Source organism: Fimbriimonas sp. LA-C6, assembly GCF_055398105.1.
In genome coordinates this window covers 968,187-985,726 of record NZ_AP038796.1, presented here as the reverse complement: position 1 = coordinate 985,726, position 17,540 = coordinate 968,187, and the positions used below count along the sequence as shown (strand labels likewise).

At 52.8% G+C, this 17,540-nt stretch carries 15 protein-coding genes; 9 read left to right on the top strand and 6 right to left on the bottom strand.

What is annotated here, in order from left to right; translation table 11 throughout:
• Window positions 1–138: 138 nt before the first annotated feature.
• The 3 genes from ACZ51B_RS04610 to ACZ51B_RS04600 form a co-directional block, all read right to left on the bottom strand.
• Window positions 139–624: a hypothetical protein gene (locus ACZ51B_RS04610; protein ID WP_464296062.1), complete on the bottom strand. Its 486-nt coding sequence runs from the start codon at window positions 622–624 to the stop codon at window positions 139–141.
• Window positions 625–1,532: 908 nt separating this feature from the next.
• Window positions 1,533–1,988 carry a hypothetical protein gene (locus ACZ51B_RS04605; RefSeq protein WP_464296061.1) on the bottom strand — a complete coding sequence of 152 codons (456 nt, stop codon included), beginning with the start codon at window positions 1,986–1,988 and terminating at the stop codon, window positions 1,533–1,535.
• Between the two features lie 214 nt (window positions 1,989–2,202).
• The gene (locus tag ACZ51B_RS04600; RefSeq protein ID WP_464296060.1) at window positions 2,203–2,739 is read right to left on the bottom strand and encodes a hypothetical protein; all 537 of its coding nucleotides are present in this window, start codon (window positions 2,737–2,739) and stop codon (window positions 2,203–2,205) included.
• 724 nt (window positions 2,740–3,463) lie between these two features.
• Here ACZ51B_RS04600 and ACZ51B_RS04595 point away from each other — a divergent pair.
• The 3 genes from ACZ51B_RS04595 (at window position 3,464) to ACZ51B_RS04585 (ending at window position 5,491) form a co-directional block, all read left to right on the top strand.
• Window positions 3,464–3,949, top strand: a complete 486-nt coding sequence (locus ACZ51B_RS04595; protein ID WP_464296059.1) for a hypothetical protein — start codon at window positions 3,464–3,466, stop codon at window positions 3,947–3,949.
• 11 nt (window positions 3,950–3,960) lie between these two features.
• Window positions 3,961–4,680, top strand: coding sequence for a hypothetical protein (locus ACZ51B_RS04590; protein WP_464296058.1), 720 nt, complete (start codon window positions 3,961–3,963; stop codon window positions 4,678–4,680).
• An 82-nt stretch (window positions 4,681–4,762) separates the two neighbouring features.
• Window positions 4,763–5,491 carry a PEP-CTERM sorting domain-containing protein gene (locus ACZ51B_RS04585; RefSeq protein ID WP_464296057.1) on the top strand — a complete coding sequence of 243 codons (729 nt, stop codon included), beginning with the start codon at window positions 4,763–4,765 and terminating at the stop codon, window positions 5,489–5,491.
• Window positions 5,492–5,543: 52 nt separating this feature from the next.
• Here the strand turns inward: ACZ51B_RS04585 and ACZ51B_RS04580 are convergent, their stop codons facing one another.
• The gene (locus tag ACZ51B_RS04580; RefSeq protein WP_464296056.1) at window positions 5,544–6,092 is read right to left on the bottom strand and encodes a hypothetical protein; all 549 of its coding nucleotides are present in this window, start codon (window positions 6,090–6,092) and stop codon (window positions 5,544–5,546) included.
• A gap of 114 nt (window positions 6,093–6,206) precedes the next feature.
• Between ACZ51B_RS04580 and ACZ51B_RS04575 the strand changes: the two genes are divergently transcribed.
• From ACZ51B_RS04575 to ACZ51B_RS04565, 3 genes are all read left to right on the top strand, one after another.
• The gene (locus ACZ51B_RS04575; RefSeq protein WP_464296055.1) at window positions 6,207–7,121 is read left to right on the top strand and encodes a prepilin-type N-terminal cleavage/methylation domain-containing protein; all 915 of its coding nucleotides are present in this window, start codon (window positions 6,207–6,209) and stop codon (window positions 7,119–7,121) included.
• The gene (locus tag ACZ51B_RS04570) at window positions 7,122–7,961 is read left to right on the top strand and encodes a hypothetical protein (protein ID WP_464296054.1); all 840 of its coding nucleotides are present in this window, start codon (window positions 7,122–7,124) and stop codon (window positions 7,959–7,961) included.
• Window positions 7,962–8,107: 146 nt separating this feature from the next.
• Window positions 8,108–11,278, top strand: coding sequence for an AfsR/SARP family transcriptional regulator (locus tag ACZ51B_RS04565; protein WP_464296053.1), 3,171 nt, complete (start codon window positions 8,108–8,110; stop codon window positions 11,276–11,278).
• Window positions 11,279–12,326: 1,048 nt separating this feature from the next.
• Here ACZ51B_RS04565 and tnpA read toward each other — a convergent pair.
• Complete coding sequence (tnpA, locus tag ACZ51B_RS04560) at window positions 12,327–12,779, bottom strand: IS200/IS605 family transposase (protein WP_464296052.1); 453 nt, start codon at window positions 12,777–12,779, stop codon at window positions 12,327–12,329.
• 561 nt (window positions 12,780–13,340) lie between these two features.
• Window positions 13,341–14,240: a S1C family serine protease gene (locus ACZ51B_RS04555; RefSeq protein ID WP_464297168.1), complete on the bottom strand. Its 900-nt coding sequence runs from the start codon at window positions 14,238–14,240 to the stop codon at window positions 13,341–13,343.
• 1,003 nt (window positions 14,241–15,243) lie between these two features.
• Between ACZ51B_RS04555 and ACZ51B_RS04550 the strand changes: the two genes are divergently transcribed.
• From ACZ51B_RS04550 to ACZ51B_RS04540, 3 genes are all read left to right on the top strand, one after another.
• Window positions 15,244–15,768 carry a hypothetical protein gene (locus tag ACZ51B_RS04550; protein ID WP_464296051.1) on the top strand — a complete coding sequence of 175 codons (525 nt, stop codon included), beginning with the start codon at window positions 15,244–15,246 and terminating at the stop codon, window positions 15,766–15,768.
• A 13-nt stretch (window positions 15,769–15,781) separates the two neighbouring features.
• Window positions 15,782–16,486: a prepilin-type N-terminal cleavage/methylation domain-containing protein gene (locus ACZ51B_RS04545; protein WP_464296050.1), complete on the top strand. Its 705-nt coding sequence runs from the start codon at window positions 15,782–15,784 to the stop codon at window positions 16,484–16,486.
• A gap of 436 nt (window positions 16,487–16,922) precedes the next feature.
• Window positions 16,923–17,303, top strand: coding sequence for an ankyrin repeat domain-containing protein (locus ACZ51B_RS04540; protein WP_464296049.1), 381 nt, complete (start codon window positions 16,923–16,925; stop codon window positions 17,301–17,303).
• The last annotated feature ends 237 nt before the right edge of the window (window positions 17,304–17,540 follow it).

Here is a 17,540-nt window from a genome sequence, read left to right as displayed (position 1 = left end):
TGAACGGTATTCATGAGACTAAATCTGTAGGTTGATTGTATCGTGGGAGATTACAATTTGCATGTAGCCATCCTGTCCGCCTGGCAAATTCATCGCTCCGGATTCAGAGCCACTACCGACGAATCTATCTGCCTTCGCCTACTCTTCCTCGGAGGACTCATCACTTAACAAGTCGAACCCTACGGATTTATTGATTGCCTCCACAAATTCGAAGTCACAGCCATTGCCTGCTTCTCTATAAAACTCTATAACCGCTTCATGGGGCACAGTGCTGTTCCCGGCCTCAAATGAATCCACTAGTCTCAGGCTCACCTTGAAGGCGATCTCACCCCAATAATCCAACTCTATTTGACAAGCGTATACACTACAACACATCCAGAGAGGGAGCCAATCTCTTGCCTCTTCAACATGCATGAATCCCAGGCAGTTATACCAAATAGCCAGATCATCCATTTCAAGTTCAGGAATGTCTGAGGCCACCCTCAAGAAAAATTCTCGTTGACACTCATGCACCTCCGTGTCTCCCTCCGAAGGCCAGTCAGGAGGACGGATGGCTGGTGGTAGACCCTCTGGGTAAAGAAGGTGGCCAATCCTCTCCGACTTAACAAACTCAGATAACTTCATGGTGCGGCCCACAGCTTCTTGCTCACATAAAGATGAGATCACAGCGCCTCATCCATAGAGCGATTCGAGTTTACGGTACCTGCACTGCCACAAATCACCCGGAGAGCAAAAGTCCTGGATGACTGGAGCCAAAGCCAGAAATATAAGACCGTCCTCTACTCCAGATTGCACCGCATGCGAAATCAAGGATGATCGCTAGGAAAACGTTGTCTCATCTTATTCGCGGAGTAGCTAAAGAAGACAACGATCTACTGCAACCTTCTGAATATGTACGGACTCTCTCCGTTTAGCCCAACGCTAACATTTATGAAGGAGTCTGGAACCATGGGTAATGGCGTAAGACAGAACAAAAATCGATTGCCATCTCGTCCGTACGAAATCTCACATGGGATTCGCAACACATGCTTTTTGTCAAGCAATGTCATCGCAGCACAAAATGCTGAATATGGCAATCGAACCTTCTCAACCATCCCCACCCGGCCAATCACATGGGCGTTAGGTTTGTTCAACTCCATCCGTGCTTCGATTGCCCATCCAAATCCGGTTGCCGACCTTGTTGCCGGAGTCACACGAACCCCGTGATCGCGCGCACTCCTATAAAAACTCTCAACGACAAAAGGTTTAGCACTGGGTAGCTGTCTAAAAGCCGCGCAGAGCAACTTGCTATCAACAACATCCGCATCAAGATTTCCAGCTTCGCACTTGAAAGCTACCAGGAAGAGACAGAGCATCAAGATGTTTAACACCAACGAGTACCGTAAAGTTTCAGGCTTTGGTCGAATTGACAACTATGTCCAAAAGACATTCCTTTGCTAAGTACTCGAATCCAAAGAATCTATTTGTGAAAGTAGAGTTTCTTGCAGCATTTAGATTTGATCTCCCTACCCATCTTAGTACAAATCAATTAACTAACCAATCTCCACCACCCGTCCCACCCGACGAGCGAGCAACAAAATGCACAACGGGATACAAAGCAAAGCCATATCGAACCAATCAATGCGATGACGCCCCAGCGCCTCCTCATTTGCACGGATCAAAATCAGCGTCAAAACCGCCAATCCAATGCCGACACCATAGCCTATCGGTTTCGACAACGAGCCTTTCATAGACCTAAAGACCTTGATGGCAGAAAAGACACTACATACAGCAAAGGCCAAGACCACGAAATCCATTAAATTGTGATAGCCCCTAAGCCCATAGCAGTCTTCTAGATATTGAGTAAATGATGCCGAATACTCTCCTCGATTAGTAAGTATTTCCGACAAATAGCCAGTAAATCCATTGTCTAAACAGAAAAGGAAAAGATATAAGTATGAGGCGGCAATCAATACGACAAAAACGGTTCTAGGGATCGAATGTCTCATGAATGCGATAATCTCACTACTTGTCTGCACTAATGTCTATAAACTCATACATACCCAATTGCTGGATCTTCGCTGCTTGCGAAGTCCCATGAGGGACTCAAAGAGCAACATAACTGAAAGGAGAACAACTCCAAGATGCAGATATCTCCTCCGATAGACTCCTAGCACCCAGTCAGGAGTTCGGAACTACCGAAACATTCAATACGGTGTTCTATCAAGATCGCATCGCCTCAGGATCATTGTGGGCGAAAAATACCCTGATATTGGCCGTACAACGTCGTCGGTCAACTTGCAACGAGAAGCACTTATTGCCGCGTTTCTTCCGAGGCGGGAGCGTTATAAAGGAAGGCGGATTAAGCTTGTGAACGGAGCCGGGTCCGTCAATCTTGCTCGATACAATAGTGAACCATGGCTTGCCGTAAGGCCCAATACTGGAGACGAGGCTCTTCAGTTGTTTAGGTTTAACCGTCACATCCGAGATGAACCGACAATCGACAGTAGATCGAATTTGCAATGAATACGACGGCTTGGAATTGGATCGACTGTAGTTCGGTGTGAGCGCAAGATACTCTGAATTTCCGAGGTACATGAGAGGCAGTCCCCACTTGATGAGTGGCTTCATCCAAAGCTGCTTGCCAGTAGCCAAACTTCTGGCGACCACTTGCACATCATTGGGGTTCCACCGCAAGTACCCTTCAGGTGACAGACGATACGGATTGTAGGTGTTGAGAGGAGCGTTTGGAATGAACAAGACAGCATTCCCTGCCAGAAGAAACGCGTGTGGATCCCCACCTCCAACCGGACGTTTCCAGCGCACGCCCCCGTTAAAGTCATATGCCACCATCCTAAAATGGCTATTCCAAAATTGGATAATGGTCCGTGACGCAATATCGACGGCGTATTCACTTCTAGCAGGCCTCCCACTATCACCGATAATCTGAGTAGCTCGCACATCTCGAACGGATAGTTTCCTGTTGCATAAACTAAAAGTGAATCCTGCAGCCTTCCTCGGGCCACTACCATGGCTCAGGTACAGAATCGGCTGCTCTACCTTAACTTTCAGTGTAGCGATGCTTATACAAGAGAGAAGTGTAACGAGCATAAACGATACCGATTTTAACTCACAAAAACTGTAAGCCTTTAGCTTAAAAACATAATCTAGCGGAGGCACAGGTCAATGTAAAGCTCGACATCATGCCTTTCCTCACACAAAACCGGATTCACGACCAACTCACCTAACAGCCTTGAATCGGTAGATCTTTCCGTCCCAATAAACATACGCGTTGTTCGACCGTGGTGGCCAATACAGCAACTCTCGCGGAGGAACCCAATCACCCCCTTTCAGCGCCTCTGGTTCGGCAAGCATCCCAACTCGTCTGGGCCACCCAAGAGGATTGAAGAGCGGTGCTTTCAAATCATTGAACCACGTCCTATAGTTAAGAAACCATTCCATACACTAGTTGGAAATCTCCAACATGAACAAATCAGTCACTAACACCCTAGCCATCATCCTCGTGCCCATCGCCGTAATTTTCATCTGGGCATTCGCACGCCTCGTGATAGGCAACAGCATAGGAGCAAAGGAAGCTCACGAAGACCTAGTCGCCCATACGGTAGCCCGAGCCTTCACAAAGTATTCCGAACTCCACAACGACCTCTACCCAAAGTTCCAAAACTCAGACGACATAGCCAAAACTTTGGCCCCACTCCTCGTCAAAGAAGCGAACACACTCGATGACGAAGGAAGGCACCGCACAACCTACCAAGAACTCGACTCGGCAGCAAGAAAAGCCGTTTGGAACCTGTCACTGTCCCAAACAGTAGAGCCATCACCCTTAAGCCCGTCCCACCGATGGGCCTTCTACCTAGAACACTCTCCCCATCGCTTCAACGTCTGCTTCACAGACGGAAAGCGCACCATCGAAAGGGACAGACAGCACCTACAAGACCTGATAAGATAACCCAAACCCCGATGGAATGGAACGAACGCATCACCCTGCAAAATCTCCCCGACTTCCTTGCACACTTCAAGTCCCAACAAGACTCCGACGAAGTCAAGTACCCGAACGACAAGATCCTCCCTGTCTTCACGCGCCTTGCCATGGCGCTCCTCCACCTAGAGGTAAACCAGTACCCCGAGGCCGAGCAACTCTTCCAAGAAGCCATCGCGCATGGTGACCCGTCGCCATATCTCTACGCAGTCGTCAGAGACAGACCCTACATCACCGAAAACCCCGACCAAATCACCCGAATCCAACAGGCCCTGGCCCAAATCGAAACAACCTACGGAAAAGGCAAGTACGTCAAACTCACCCACCGACTCGTCAACCAAAAGCTCAAAGCAATCGTCGACGACATAGAAGACACACTACTGCAAGCCCTCCGCTCGTGGTGCGATGCCATGAACGCCCACAACTACGCAGAGGCCTGTCAAATCCTCGAGGCAGTTCTCCCCCAAGAACACCCTCAACTCCCCGATCGAATTTTCATGTCCGATGCCTGGCTTTTCCTCGCAATCTCCTGCATAGCCACCGGCCAAACACAGCGAGCCGAAGCACTCATCGAAACATCCCGAAGCTGCCTCCGACCCTCAGAAATGGCCTATTTCCGAAGGCATAGCGCCGCCCAGATAGACAAGATCAACGCCATACTGGCCGCAAACAAAACCAACTCCACGCAACCGATCTGTTAAGGTTTCCCCGTCTTAATACGGTGTTAACTGCCCCCTCGTAACCTCCCCGTACGAGAGTCCTAAAGACTCCCAAGGCAGCACCATGAACCTCAAATCCATCCTAGTCCTCAGCGCCATCAGCGCAGTGGCGGTCGCGCAAGCAGACCTCCTCAGCCTATACAACTTCAACGACGCAAGCACAAGCGGAACCTCCGCAGCAAACGCAGCGCTCCTCCTCTCAGCAGACGGCGGCGCACTCAAAACCTCCACCAGCCTCACCACCACAGCAGCCATCGCAAACGTGGTCAGCTTCAGCGGAACCATCACCAACGCAGTCGCAGGCGACCCATCCGGAGCAGCCCTCGCAATCCAAGGCGGCACCAATCAGGTGAACAACGGCAGCAACCTCACCCTCACCACAACCGCCGCAGCTGGAACAGTACTCAGCAACCTAAACTTCTCCTTCGCAGGCCAACGCACGTCAACAGGCTTCAACTCCTACCAGCTCGCCTACAGCATCAACGGCGGCAGCTTCACCAACTTCGGCAGCTCGTTCGACCTCAATCTCAGCACAGCACCAGGCTTCGGAAACAGCACCACCGCAGTAGCAGGAGCAGTCCGATCCTTCGACCTCACCTCACTCGGAAGCAACATCCAAACTCTCAGCCTCCGACTCACCTACACCGGAGCCACGTCCACCTCAGGAAACCTCCGACTCGACAACCTCCAGCTCAACGGCGAAGTCAAAACCCAAGCCGTCCCAGAACCAGCAACCATGGCAATCCTCGGCCTAGGCTTCCTCGGCCTCGCCCGACGACGATCCACTAAGTAACCCTCACCCACGCCGGGTTATTGTCTCTCAGGCACTAACCCGGTTCAAAGGCTCACCGCTGCACATATTCATCCGGCAGCTTCGGCGCTTTCCCCTTCTTAGCCTTAAGAACAAACTCCTCAATACAAGGTGGACAACAAAACGCATACCGCTTCCCACCAACCCACCAAGTAAAACTGTCATTCGCCTTCGTATTCGTAATAGGACATAACTTGTCGCCGGGCTTCGGCTTCAAATCATGCCGAGACATGATGTCCTTGAACTTCTCAGAGGGAGACAAAGGACCGTTCTTCGCAATGTCGTCCTTCGTATACAACCCACCAGGCGTAAAAAAGATCGAACTCTCAACCTGAACATGCTGCTCCTTGTCAGCATTCTGCTGCTCCGCAGTCATCGTCCCATGAGAGTGAGCGCCATCCCCAATAATCCCATGAACCCCAATGTTCTCCACACGAACAGAAGGGCGAATCGTCTCAGGATTCCCCATAGCCACCCCGAAAATCGAAACCAGATCACGGGGCATCATGCTGAAAATCCAAACAAAACACATCGCCATCAAGGCACCAATCAGCAGAGCAGCCACATTCCCACGGCTCATCATAAAGCCATCATACACTCAAAATACCGCTACGGGGTATCCCTATCATGAACCTTAAAACGGAACAATAAGCTGAATATACTATACGGGGGTATCGTATGCTATATTCATCACGCAATGCTCGTCATCCCACAATCCGATTCTCGCCGGAACACTCGCACGAAATCAAAAGGGTTCACACTCATCGAACTCCTGGTCGTAATCGCAATCATCGCGATCCTTGCGGCCATCCTCTTCCCAGTCTTCGCGCAAGCCAAAGCCGCGGCCAAAAAGACAGCAAACGTCTCTTATCTCAAACAAATCGGACTCGGCGTCCTCCTCTACAACGGAGACTACGACGACACCATGGTCCCCTACTCGGTAGACGGCTATCGAAGCGTCACACCCCCCGCATACCCAGATCAAACCGTCTGGTGGCACGGAAGAGTCCAGCGCCCAGAATTCCTCTACAAAAGAGAACAAGGGCTGATCTACCCCTACATGAAAAACGTCCAGATTCAAGACGACCCAGTAGGCAAAGACCTCCCCAACCCATTCACAAACTGGAAAGACGGATCTGGAGCACTGGTCCCAGCCTACGGCGCAAACACACTCCTCTTCAGATCCCTCAGCGCCTACGGAACCAACCCAGTCCTAGACCCCATCAACATGTCACTGGTCGAAGAACCCACCAACACAGTCGTCCTAGTCGATGCCGTCAACGCCTACAACCCCGCCAGCCTAGGCAAATCATTCTTCATCGGCCCCCCATTCGACCCAACCTATAACTCAGATAACATAAGCTCGTCATCACCCAGAATGCACGGCCGCCACTCTGGCCAAACAGCCTGCGCACTCTGGGCAGATGGACATGTAAGCTCCAGAAAACCAACCTACAGACCCGCAGGCTCAAGCGCCAAAAACGACGCGCGAAGAAACCTCAATATAGGCGAACTCGCCAACGTAGCCCTGCCAGCCACCATCGCCCCAGGCGATCCAAACATCCCCCAATACAACTACTACTTCAGCCTAAACAAGGCGGCAGGCAAGTAAATGCGCGCCTGCCTATTCATCGCACTCATCCCCTCAGTCGCACTGGGGGGAGTCTCCAGAAAAGACTGCTTCCCCATAGAACAGCTCCCCGCCGCCCTACGCCCAAAGGCAGAATCTCTCCTGCTCAAGATGATGGATGGGGAAGCCCTCTACACCCTCGTCGGCGGAATCAAACCGATGAGCAGCGGGTGGCTCGAAGTAACCACCAAACTAGAGAGCCCAGACCACAAACAACTAGAAGAACTGCGCCAGATCCTCGCCGTCATCAAATGCGGAAACAACATCGGAGCATTCCTCCAACCCTTCCGCACCACCTACAACGGCAAACGCTCACTCAGCGGAATCCTATACAGCCGCCCAACCTTCACCAAGAAACTCACCGAAAAACAGGCCTTCTTCGGCTACCTCGGACTAACCCCCTCGTCCTCCCCAATAGAAACAGTTCTCGCAACTGAAATGGACGACACACCAAGACGCAACCGCGGCTACGGCTACCTCTTCGGCTACCCCGACTACGCAGTCGACTTCTTCGTCCAAAGCGAAGAATCGTTCCGAGAAACAAAGAAGTTCGTCAAACGAGACTTCTTCAGCGTCCCAGTCTTCTCAGGAAGCGAACACCGGTTCGTATGGGCCATCCCCAAAGGCTCCGCTCCACGTACAGAAGACACGGCCATCCGCCAACAAGCAGCCCCCATCCTCACCTACTACTCTCGCCTAAGAGCCAAATACATCGGGCCAAACAAACCCGGCGTAGTAGCCCTCCTCCGAGACTGGATGGACGACGGAACAGGCAACTGCTCACCAGAAACAGCACTCAAAAAAGCAACCCAACCTCAATAGAAGCACGGATCAAACAAGCACCAACACGCAAAGACAACCCGCGCGTCAACATCATCGGCGGCCCAAACTTCCTGAGTACTCACTTCGTCCAACTCGGACGGATCGATTACTGGGCCGCCACCCACGCCAAAGGTGTAGAATCCTACATGCCCCAAGCGCTGACCATCGACCTCTTTGGCCCGATCCAAGTCACCGTCCACGGTCAACCCCTCCCAAGGCTCAGATCCAGAAAAGCCCTCTGGCTCCTAGCCCTCCTCGTCCTCAGAAACGGAAGAACCGTCTCCCGAGACTGGCTAGCCAACACCCTCTGGCCAGACGCCACCCCCAGCGTAGCCCTCGCCACCCTCCGCCCCCTCCTCAGCGAACTCCGCCGAGCACTCGGCCCCGAAGCCGAACGCCTCACCATCCTAGAGCGCAAACAAATCTCCCTCAACCTACAAGGCGCCCTCGTCGATGTCATCGAGTTCGACCGAGCCATCAAATCCAAACAATACGCCGCCGCCGTCGAAATCTACAAAGGCGAACTCCTAGAATCCTGCACGGAAGAATGGGTCCACCAAGAGCGAAACTCCCGCGAACAAGACTGCTTCAACGCCCTCCAATCCCTCGCCGAACAAGCCTACGAAAACAACCAATACGCAGATGCCATCGCCTACTTCGGCAGAGCCATCGCCCTCGATAACTGGCGAGACGCCCCCAGAAGAGGACTCATGAAGGCCTTCGCCGGACTCGGAGACGTCAACGCCGCACTCCAGGTCTACCGAGAATACGCACACCTCCTCAGCGGAGAAGCCGGCCTCAGCCCAGACGAAAGAACCACCGAACTCTACCAACAGCTCCGCTCCACAGCCCAACGCCCCAAACAACCCACACCCCAAAAATCCGAACCCAAATCCGTCAAAGGCAACCTCCCCCATGCCCTCACCGAACTCATCGGCAGGGAAGACGAACGAACAGACGTCGCCGCCCTCCTCCGCAAAGCCCGAGTCGTCACCCTCCTCGGCGTAGGAGGCATCGGCAAAACCCGACTCTCCCTAGCCGCAGCCGCCGACCTCGAACCCGAGTTCGCAGGCGGAGCCTGGTTCATCTCCTTCGACGCCTTCACCGAAGGCCCCATGCTCGCCGCCGCCATCAGCACCGCCCTCGGAATCCGAGAACGCCAAGGCCAAACCCTCATCGCCACCATCGCAGCCCACATCGGAGAAACCCGAACCCTCCTGGTCCTCGATAATTGCGAACACATGCTCGAAGCCATCGCCACCCTCTGCGAACAACTCCTCCGAGAGTCCCAAGGCGTCCGAATCCTCATGACCAGCAGAGAAGCCCTCGGCCTCACCGGCGAACAAGTCTGGAACGTCCCCCCACTCCAATCCCCAGACCCCAAACATCTGCCCACAGGCCGAACCACCCTCCTCCGAGTCCTCCAAGGCTACGAAAGCGTCCGCCTATTCCTAGATCGCGCCAAACTCGCCCAACCCGAGTTCCAACTCACCGACCACAACGCCCTCCAAATAGCCCAAATCTGCGCCACCCTAGAAGGCGTCCCCCTAGCCATCGAACTCGTGGCCGCCCGCCTCCGAACCATGACCCTAGAGTCCATCGCCGAAAGACTCCAAGCCCAAGCCCTCGGACTCCTAGACGTCAAAGCCCGAGCCACCACCACCCGCCACCAAACCCTCCGAGCCACCCTCAGCTGGTCCTACAACATGCTCAACCCAGCTGAGAAACTCCTCCTGGGCAGGGTAGCCATCTTCCGAGGTGGCTGGACCCTCGACGCCGCCGAACAAGTCTGCGAAGGAAACGGCCTCCAACAAAATCAAATCGCCGACCTCCTCACCAGCCTCACAGACAAGTCCCTCGTAGCGTTCGATCCCCAAGAATCCGGCCGATACCGACTCCTAGAGATGGTCCGCCAATACGCCGACGAAACCACCACCGAACCCGAAAAAGAAAGACTCCGCATCCGCCACAGAGAGTGGGCCGTCGCCCTAGCAGAAACCGCCGAACCGCTCCTCATGGGAGTCGAACAACCCCAATGGATCCACCGCCTCATCCTCGAATGCGGCAACCTCCGCTGGGCCATGGAAGCCCCAAATCCCGACGAATACACAGACCGCCTAGCCGCCGCCCTATGGCGCTACAACTACATCGTCAGCGAGTTCGTAGAAGGCGAACGCCAACTCACAGCCGCCCTCGCCCGAGCCTCCAAACGCCCCGAATCCCCCCTCTACGCCACCATCCTCCACGGCATTGGAGTCATGAAGTTCCGCCAAGGTCAGCTCGCCGAGTCCCGCCCCTACTTCGCCCAAGCCCTCGAAATCCGCACCAAATACCAAGACCAAAAAGGCATCGCCGAATCCGTCCTCAACCTCGCCAACGTCGCCATGATGCAAGGCGAAACGGACTCAGCCACCACCCTCTACCTAGAAAGCAAAAAACGGTTCGAAGAACTAGGAGACCTCACCGGCGTCTCCCGCTGCCTCAACAACCTAGGCTCCATGGCCCTCCGAGCCACCGACCTCGAAAACGCCAAACTCTATTACAGCCAGTCAAAAGACATCGAAGCCGCCATCGGCAACCAAAGAGGCCTAGCCTGGATCCTCAACTACCTAGGCAACATAGCCCTCGACCAAGGCCAATGGGTAGAAGCCGAAGACAACTACCTCCAAAGCCTCGCTATGTTCGAGGAAGTCGCCGAACTCCGAGGCAAAGCCTGGTGCCTCCTCAAACTAGGAGACCTGGCCCTCTGCTGGCAAGCCGACACCCAAAAAGCCAGCCCTTACCTCCAAGAGTCCCTAGATCTGTTTCAACAATCCGGCGACCGCCCCGGCGCCTCCTGGGCCCTCTTCAACCAAGCCAACGCCAGCCTAGCCGACTCCGACCTAACCGAAGCCCGCCGCCTCTTCCAACAGTCCTGCAACGAATTCAAAGAAATGGGCGAATCCGACGGCGTCCAAGCATGCCTAGTAATGCTGGGCCTAATCTCCACCCTAGAAAACAACTTCCCCCAAGCCAGAGAAGAGCTAAAAGAAGCCACCCAAGCCAGCAGACAAGGCGGCTCCCAAGTCTACACAGCCATAACCCTAGACACCCTAGCCCTAATCCAAATCCAAGAAGGCAACCCCCAACTAGCCCAAACTCTCCAATCCACAGCCCATCACCTCCGCCACCATTCCAAAGCCCAAGAACCCAAATTCCTCCAAACCATATTCACCCCCACCCGCTTCGAACTAACCACCACCCACACCCCCGAACCCCCAGACCAACTCCTAACGCAACTGCTAGGAGATGACGTTGCAATGGCAGTAACTGACTAAGAACTTAGGCCAGTACAACCCAGAAAAGCCAATCCGATTGGTACGACAGACTGATGAAGTTGGCCCGCCAAAGCTCCTTCGCCCTTTGAAGAGGGTCCGCCAAGGGATGAATTCTCCGGAATTCGCCCCAGGTGGAGAAGGCGAGGGATGACGGTTGAACTAGGTCCCAACTTGCAATGGCACTAACTTCAGAAAAACGCCCGGTATCCGACACCCCTGGCTGATACAGACTAATATCGGCCCAAAACTAATGTGATATCGCGAGGTGTCCGCCCTGTAAAGAGCTAATTCGACGGATGAGTTCTCCGGAATTCCCCCCAGGGTGGAGAAGACGGTGGATGAGGGTTGAATGAGGCTCCAACTTGCAGTTGCACTGACTCCAGAAAAAGTGATTTCCATGGCACCACTGACGGAAAAAGCCTAACATCGGCCTTAACCCAAGGTGATCTAGATCACATCCGTTGAAGACGGACAGCCGACGGATGAATTCCCAGGAATTCACCTCGTTGGAGAAGGCGAACGATGATCGGTGAATGATGTTCAACCCTGTCTCAGAACGAATACCTAAAAGCCGCAACCTGTCCTTCCTCACAAAATCAACCTACCAAACCAACCACCAACCGCACAATCAGCGTCCGGATAGCTCGGAAGGGAGGCTCCCCCAACTGGCTTTGGCGTGTGCGAATCGACTCCGAAGGGCCGGCCAACCGCACAATCAACGTCCGATAGCTCTGAAGGAGCGACCTATATAAGCCCAGGTCGAAGCGAAGTGCAGGCCTGGGAAAGCGCAGCTTTAAAACAGGGGTGGGGTGCGGCGTATGCAGCACCAGGGCGGGAACGTAACCGTCCCTTCCATACTAAGACAACCCACCATTCCATCCACCAAGTCCACAAACCGCCACCCGCTAGCGCCAACGGCGCGACCTCATACAAGCCTAGGCTGGAGCAAAGCGCAGGCCTAGGAAGAGCCCCACCCAGGTCCAAGGGCTGAAAGCACGCCCCATCGACATGCCACCCAATGCCTGGACGACGGCTCCCGATTACCCCATCAATCCCAAACGTACCGTTCATCCCACCCAATCCCAAACTGCGTCAGGATCTCCCGGTACTCCTCCTGAAACGTAACCTTCCGGTGATGCTCCTCTTGCGAGTCGATGTAATGAATCAACCCGTCCAAATCCGACGGACCGAGGGAGAAAGCTCCGTACCCACGCTGCCACGAAAACCCAGCCAACGAGGGCGATTGCGGCTTCATCCACTTCGACGACGCGGTCTTGATCTCTTCAATCAGGCTCGACATCGCCCGAGTTCTGCCCAACTGAACGGCCAGGTGGACATGGTCCGCAACACCACCCACGCGGTAACAATGACAATCCGCATTCCGAACCACCGTCGCAAGGTATGCATGAAGCCGGGGACGAACCTCAGGATCAATAAGAGGTGCCCGGTCCTTGGTGCTGAACACTATGTGTGCGAGCAGATAAGCATGTGATTGCGGCATAACGATAACCGGGGCCTTCAGCCCCCGTCGGCAATCGTAGCATAGGCGACATACCAATAGACCGTGCCTTCAGCCCTCAGACCTATTCGGCGCACCACCTAGGCCTACGCTTTGCTCCAGCCTAGGCTTTTATGAGGCGCGTCGTTGGCGCTATCGGAGGAACGACGCCACAGCCTTGTCAGATGTTAATTTGTAATATCAACTTTTCAACATGCCAACGCGTCAGATGCGAATGCCTTGTGTCAAAGAAAGTGCAAGCCACTTACCCTCAACATAACCAGTCTCCGCGCGACGCTCGTGCTCACCCAAAAGACTCAGAAAGTTCCCACCACTAAGGGATGTAACTGCCTAATCTTCAGCAAATGTTTGGACCTCAGCGCCGTAGTCAGGTGCTGTAACAATATGCATTTATCCGCCCCCCCAATGGTCCCCATTTTCTTTCCACGCTATAGTGTTAGGTTCTCCATCTGCTGTTTGAATAGTTCATAAACCTGAACTTGGTGTCTGGGCTCGAACCCATTTAGAATTCTCATGGACGATGCTTAGCCATACCTCCTGATCCTAACCTTTATGCGTGGGTGCCTTTGATTTACTATAGTTGTGATAAGAGATCACTGCTTGAATGTCCTGCATCGTCATTTTATGACCCTTTGTGCATTCGTAAAAGGATCCATTCGGCGCATATATTCCGCGTACCACTTTCGCGTGTTTGGTCTTCAAAGTACCTATGTGGAATCCTTTTGGCAGGACACTCGCAGTTCGAATAAAACCCCAGGAGCCGTCTACGCAGAGAATTCGACACCAGCCGTCTGCGTCGAGCGAAGCAAGAATACTCGTAGACTTTTCTACGTACGAAAGGCTAGCTGAAGAGGTTGAAGGCTGACGATACATTAAGTCACCTTGCCCCATTTCACAGCTTGCCGCAATATCATAAAACCGAAGGATTGGCTCTAATTCGCTTATCGCGATCGCGAAATTTATGTTTTGCGAGCCTTGGAGTTGACTCTGTACAACACCTATAACTGATCCACTTGAATCGATGATGGGCCCGCCAGAATTGCCGGGATCGACCGGCGCGGTGAATTGTATCAGTTGATTTGTCCCATCACTTCTCATGCCGCTAACAATTCCTTCGGTAAACGTTTTTTCCAGACCCCGAGGGTTGCCAATTGAATAGATTTTTGCGCCGGGGGCGAGGCTCTTGTGCTTCAGTTTTAAAGCTCGTGGAAAAGGACTCCCGAGTCTGATTAGGGCTATGTCTTTCGCTGGATTAGAATAGAAGATGTTTACATGGGTGTTGGGTTTGCCGCCTATATGCACCCACTGCGCATTTTGGACCACGTGAAAGCACGTAACAACTACAGTGCCGTCCAAGATCGCAAATCCTGTTCCCTGGCTTAAGTCGGTTGATATGGACGCTATCGAGTCTTTAGACTGTCTATATATTTCCGTCGCCGACATCTGATGTGGAGGGCAAACAATTGATGACATTAATATTGTAAATGCTTGAATTATCACTTCGATTTGTTCCCATACATGGTTAATAGCCTGACTTGTGGTTACAGGATTTCTACAGACCGCACAAGGAGTCAACCGTAGCCGTTTCACAACAGAAAGTTTGACTACGAAATTTGACTTCTGTAGGTAATTATTATGACTCCGATGGTATTCGTGGTCGGTGTTTACAGTCTGATCAGAATGTCTCAAAGCTCGGCAGCTGACTGAGCGGGCCTTGTAAGTGCACGGCTATTCCTGAAAGACGCTATCTTTCAAGTCACATCTAGCTTCGTCGTTCTTCCACACCTTATCATCTTGGCCATACGGACCTTAGAAATGTACAAATCTGTCTTATATATTCCGCTAGGCACGACGCGGTCGTGAAGGTCCGCCTGGTTGGTCGATGTGTTCCACCGCTTAGCGCAGACCAAACACTCGGCACCAGGCAGAATTTCGTTGAAGGCAATGTATGGGCCCAAATATCGCAAGCCATGTCTTCCTTACAATTAGGTCCCAAGCGCCAACGGCGCGACCTCATAAAGGCCTAGCAACGCACCCTAATTACCTCAAGGGCTGAAGGAATGGACCATCGTCCACCTGTCAAGGATGATTACGAATTCTATGGCAAAATGTCTGCTCTGTTGAACGTTACATTCCTTTGATTCTTCGGAACTTAGTGATAACATAGGTCAAATATGGTGGACCAAAATGCTGATTTCTCGAATACGTCAAAGGGTGCGATAGACTTTGCATTGGATGAAATTGTCAGAGAGACTCACTCGCGATCCTTGATTTTTGTGCCAGAAATCGTACGATTTGGAGAGGCGAGTGCACTCGAACAACTTGAATCAGGTTTGGATGCGATTCTTGACCGTAGTCGTCAACGCGGAGAATTAACACGCTACTCAATAGATCATAAAGTGCCGAGTCCTGTGGTGCTCTTGGACCAAAGTCGGAGGCGACACTTTTGAAAAATCCAATCGATCCTAAGGTCGTAGAAGAATTTCTGTTATCGCAAGAGGACGTCTTGGATGCCTCTGTTTGGCTAGATTCGGCCACACTGAACCAGGTTGTTACGCAAACATTGCCGAAGAGTGCCACCAGGAATCCGCTTAGCGCATTGGACTTGGGAGTCATCAGGGAACGATTTTGCCTCGAGTGCTATAAAGCATTTTGCACGGCCAATGGCCCGTACGACGAAGATGTTAAGGCTCTGAAGATCAAGCTGAATGCAGTTGTAACAGCTGTCACTGGATTTATAGTCGGCAAATATGGGATTACGGAAGGAGCCGCAATGGGCATCGTGCTCTCTATGACGCAGCTCTTTGTGAAGATGTACAGCACCGCGCTTTTACATGAACTTAGAGATAAGTTCGAGAAAAGACCGTTGCTAAAGGATTGTTCGCCAACACCAGAGCCAGGTGAAGTAAAAGACAAAGGGAAAGTCACTCCGCCTTCTAATCGGCCAAAGAAAGAAAAGAGAAACCCATGATGAGTTAAAGGCTTTGAAGAGACCTGAACAAACGAGCAAAACTCGCACCTCCCACAACCTGGGAATAACCCTAGTAGAGGTGCTCGTGGTAGTGGTGATCATTGCCCTCGTCTCGGCAGTGGTGTTCGGTGTCCAAATCGAAGCCAGACGATACGCAAATCGGGGCAGATGTCTCTCAAACCTGCACCGACTAGGACTAGCCATGGCCATATACCGTGCAGACTGGGCTGACCAAAATCCACCCGACAAAGTGCTGCCAGGACCGCCCAAAGAAAGACAAGCTTGGGTTCTTCTGAATCAATACATGCTGTCCAAGGAAGCCTTCAGTTGCCCCGAAGAAGGCGGTACGTCCCTAGACTCCCTCGGCTACTTCTACCGAAGCGGCCCGAGAAGCGTAACAACAAAAGACACGAGCCCACTGGGGCTGGAACCGTCCTCGATCACAGCCTATTGCATGGAGCACCTAAGGAAGAAAGTCGTCCACGGCCCCTTTACCTACACAGAATACGAGCGCGACGAAACCAACCGCTACTCGGGCCGCTTCCAATTCCTCCGGGCCGACGGCTCAACCGCAACCTGCGACGCGAAACAGGTAGAGACCTGGACCTACGACGGCAAGCAATGGTACAAGCTAGCCGAAACCCCCAAAGGAACCACCACCTACCTAGAAACCCAAAAATTCCCCGACGAACCCTGGCCCCCACAATTCCAACCCTAGCCCCTCCACAAACCAAAACACCGCCCATCAATCGCAAAGAACCCACACCCCTCCCCAGCGCCAACGGTGCGACCTCATAAAAGCCTATGTCGGAGCGAAGCGCAGGCATAGGACCAGACCCCAATAACCCCCAGAGGGCTGAAGGCCCGCCCCATCGACCCCGCCACCTAAACATCAAAGTCGTCCACATCCTATTCACCAACGCAGAATACGAGCGCGAAGAAACGTCCTCCGGTCCGACTACCTACGTCGCGAACAATGGTACAAGCTAACAGAAACCCTCAAATTCCCCAACGAACCCTAGCCCCCACAAGTCCTACCCCAGAGACTCCATCCCCAACCTTTCTAGTGAACCCAATACCCACCTGCATCGGTGTACCCAACGAGGAGTGACCGGCCACGTATACTTCTGAAGCGTAAACGTCAAGCCCTCAAAATGAACAAACGCAGTTGGATCATCGTTGCCCTGGCTATACCGTTCTTATTTCTAGTGGCTTCGGCCGCAATCAAGAACACGGTTCGGGATATTCAGCGACATCTTAGAAATCAAGATCTAGTGTCTTCGGTTTGTGCTTCCGATTATGCTCAGACCGTGTACCTGCTTGAGTCTGGCGCGGATCCTAACACCAAGATGGAAAATGTTGACGCTCCAGTCGTATCTTTGGCGGCCGGTAAGGCAGATGCAAAAACCGTCAAGCTACTGCTGAAGTATGGTGCCAATCCAGACGTTAAAGATGATGACGGACTTACAGCATTGGATTACGCAAAAGACAAAACGGTTATCCGTCTGCTTAAAAACGCGCATTCGCATCGGTAACTGGGGAAGGGGGCAAGCCACACAAATCCCCATCCCCGCTCCCCTGTCCTCGGCGTCAAAGATGGCCCTGGGCAGGGGCAACTCAGCCGAGTACTCGCTAAGTCAGATGCTCTCACAGGTCACGCCAGAATCAACCCACCCCGAAACCAACTGGGGTATCGAGACCGGTAAAGAGCAGTAGCTGACTAACCGCACTTACAAAACCCCCGCCCCTCTAACCGGAATCCCCAGCGCCAA

What these genes read in the sequence shown, in the direction of transcription:
- ACZ51B_RS04555 (WP_464297168.1), bottom strand. Translation starts at nt 14,240, where the DNA reads ATGTCGGCGACGGAAATATATAGACAGTCTAAAGACTCGATAGCGTCC.
- ACZ51B_RS04590 (WP_464296058.1), top strand. Translation starts at nt 3,961, where the DNA reads ATGGAATGGAACGAACGCATCACCCTGCAAAATCTCCCCGACTTCCTT.
- ACZ51B_RS04540 (WP_464296049.1), top strand. Translation starts at nt 16,923, where the DNA reads ATGAACAAACGCAGTTGGATCATCGTTGCCCTGGCTATACCGTTCTTA.
- ACZ51B_RS04565 (WP_464296053.1), top strand. Translation starts at nt 8,108, where the DNA reads ATGCCCCAAGCGCTGACCATCGACCTCTTTGGCCCGATCCAAGTCACC.
- tnpA (WP_464296052.1), bottom strand. Translation starts at nt 12,779, where the DNA reads ATGCCGCAATCACATGCTTATCTGCTCGCACACATAGTGTTCAGCACC.
- ACZ51B_RS04595 (WP_464296059.1), top strand. Translation starts at nt 3,464, where the DNA reads ATGAACAAATCAGTCACTAACACCCTAGCCATCATCCTCGTGCCCATC.
- ACZ51B_RS04580 (WP_464296056.1), bottom strand. Translation starts at nt 6,092, where the DNA reads ATGATGAGCCGTGGGAATGTGGCTGCTCTGCTGATTGGTGCCTTGATG.
- ACZ51B_RS04610 (WP_464296062.1), bottom strand. Translation starts at nt 624, where the DNA reads ATGAAGTTATCTGAGTTTGTTAAGTCGGAGAGGATTGGCCACCTTCTT.
- ACZ51B_RS04585 (WP_464296057.1), top strand. Translation starts at nt 4,763, where the DNA reads ATGAACCTCAAATCCATCCTAGTCCTCAGCGCCATCAGCGCAGTGGCG.
- ACZ51B_RS04570 (WP_464296054.1), top strand. Translation starts at nt 7,122, where the DNA reads ATGCGCGCCTGCCTATTCATCGCACTCATCCCCTCAGTCGCACTGGGG.
- ACZ51B_RS04575 (WP_464296055.1), top strand. Translation starts at nt 6,207, where the DNA reads ATGCTCGTCATCCCACAATCCGATTCTCGCCGGAACACTCGCACGAAA.
- ACZ51B_RS04605 (WP_464296061.1), bottom strand. Translation starts at nt 1,988, where the DNA reads ATGAGACATTCGATCCCTAGAACCGTTTTTGTCGTATTGATTGCCGCC.